A 2,078-nucleotide genomic window follows, 5' to 3' on the forward strand; every position below is an offset into this window, starting at 1 on the left:
AACTGTCAATGAGTGACTAGGTTTGTCTATGATAATGGCGTCTTAAGACTGTCTCCACAATTACTACACTTCTGGCTTGTATAGTGAGGTGCAACAGCTACAACCCTGGTATCAAACTTCAAAGCAAAGTATTCAATCCAACGACGAAAAGAAGTCCAAGCTACATCACTAATTGACTTGGCTAGGCGTCGATTTCTTATCAGCCCTTTCACATTCAAATCTTCATAGGCGACTAAGGCGTTAGCCTTGCATACGTTACGCGCGATTTTCTTCGCGTGTTCTTCCCGTTGCCTACTTACTTTTAAATGCTTGCGAGCATATCGCCCTCTTGCTTTTCGTCTATTGTTTTTCCCTTTCTCCTTAGAGTAAATGCGTCGTTGAGCGTGTTTTATAAATTTTTCAGCCTTGCGAAGAAAACGAGGATTCTCTTCATGATGCCCATTAGAATCGGAGTAAAAATACTCTAATCCTACGTCTAATCCAATCTCGCCGTTTTCCGTTCTTGATTCAGGCTCTGTATCAATTTTGACGCAAAACTGAACATAATAATCATCGGCACGGCGCACAATCCGAACACGCTTAATTAATTCAACTGGGTAGGTATGGATTTCCCATTTGCCCAACAACTTAACTTCGCCAATGCCTTTCTTGTCGATAAAGTTGATTCGACGTTTTGTTGGATGTAGCTTCCATCCAGACTGCTTGTACTCGACAGAGCGACAATCTTTCTTAAACTGAGGATAGCCTTTTTTACCTGGTTTGTTGTTCTTGCAATTATCGAAAAACCTGTTGATTGCGCGTTCTACATTTTCAACGGACGCTTGACAAGCATGGCTGTTTAAGTTTTTAACAAATTCAAATTCTGCTCTTAGTTGAGTGTTGTACTGGTACAGTTCTTTTTTACCAACGCCACGATTGTCCATCCAGTAACGCAGAACTTTGTTACGTACAAACTGAGTTGTACGAATAGCTTCGTCTATTGCCGTTGATTGGGATTTTTTAACTACAGCTTTGTATTCCAGTACCAACACTCTTGAATCACCTCCTTTTATTTGTTAGCTTATATTTAGTATATACACATTATCTAAATATGACAACCAAGAAAAGATTAAGGGACGTACCCGTTTTACATGATCAGGTAAAAGAAAGGCATCAAATAGTGGTGACGCCTACTGCTTGGGAGAACATGAAACGAGAAGCTAGTAGACGGAAGATTAGTGTTAGTGAATTGATAGAAGAGTTTGGACGGGGAATAAATTCCTCTGCGGGCTTATCCCCATAAATGGAATTTAGGGGATAAGCCCTTCGACTTTCGGTCATTAGGTTCAATAACAGGCTGGAAACAAGCCTACGAGAAACATGGAATAGATGGGCTACCTTTGAACCACAAAGGGTTCCCAATCAATTTTTAATGATCTGAGACTGCCCAATCTTCCAAAAATAGCTGGAAATCAAATTGGTAATGATATGAGCAACAATCGGCACCAATAAGTTATCACTCAACAGAGCACTATAACCTAGAAATAATCCGACAATGCTTGCCCAAACCACATAGGGCCATTGTTGGGAACCACTCAAGTGTAATACACCAAAGCAAACGCTTGAGAGGATCACAGCGAAATGGTCGTATCCAAAGGCTGGTATCATCACACCCCGAAATAACAATTCTTCACTTAATCCTGGTAGCAACCCTAGCCATATCAAGTCTGGCAAAGCCAAGGGCTTTAGTACCATTTCTAAGTAATAATTGGCACTTCTACGGTAGGAAGACCACAAGCGATAAGCTAAGCCACTCAAGGCGGTGATGCATAAACCCAACAACACCCCCCAAAGCAACTCAGTTTCGTGCCAGCGCCATGACATTAAGGAAAAGCGACCAAATTGCAGCCACACCTTAGCGATTATCCACAAAAGAATTGCAGTCGCTCCCATCGCCACCAGCACTTGAGTGCGTGTCAAATAAGGGATTTCTGGCTCTTGCTTCTGCTGTTGTGCCACGGGATACCACCAGGAGTAGAGGACAAGGGAGATGAGGGAGATGAGGGAGATGAGGGAGATGAGGGAGATGAGGGAGATGA

At 42.4% G+C, this 2,078-nt stretch carries 2 protein-coding genes and 1 pseudogene; 1 reads left to right on the top strand and 2 read right to left on the bottom strand.

What is annotated here, in order from left to right:
• Positions 1 to 29 precede the first annotated feature (29 nt).
• Positions 30 to 1,031 (bottom strand): annotated as a pseudogene (locus ACM0OZ_RS48540) (RNA-guided endonuclease InsQ/TnpB family protein); the annotation flags it as partial.
• A gap of 59 nt (positions 1,032 to 1,090) precedes the next feature.
• Here ACM0OZ_RS48540 and ACM0OZ_RS48545 point away from each other — a divergent pair.
• Positions 1,091 to 1,282: a hypothetical protein gene (locus ACM0OZ_RS48545; protein WP_414590105.1), complete on the top strand. Its 192-nt coding sequence runs from the start codon at positions 1,091 to 1,093 to the stop codon at positions 1,280 to 1,282.
• Positions 1,283 to 1,401: 119 nt separating this feature from the next.
• Here ACM0OZ_RS48545 and ACM0OZ_RS48550 read toward each other — a convergent pair whose 3' ends face one another.
• Positions 1,402 to 1,998, bottom strand: coding sequence for a lysostaphin resistance A-like protein (locus ACM0OZ_RS48550; RefSeq protein ID WP_414590106.1), 597 nt, complete (start codon positions 1,996 to 1,998; stop codon positions 1,402 to 1,404).
• Between the last annotated feature and the right edge of the window lie 80 nt (positions 1,999 to 2,078).

Origin of the sequence: Scytonema sp. PCC 10023, from assembly GCF_963920835.1 — a bacterium.
GTDB lineage: Bacteria > Cyanobacteriota > Cyanobacteriia > Cyanobacteriales > Nostocaceae > Kalymmatonema.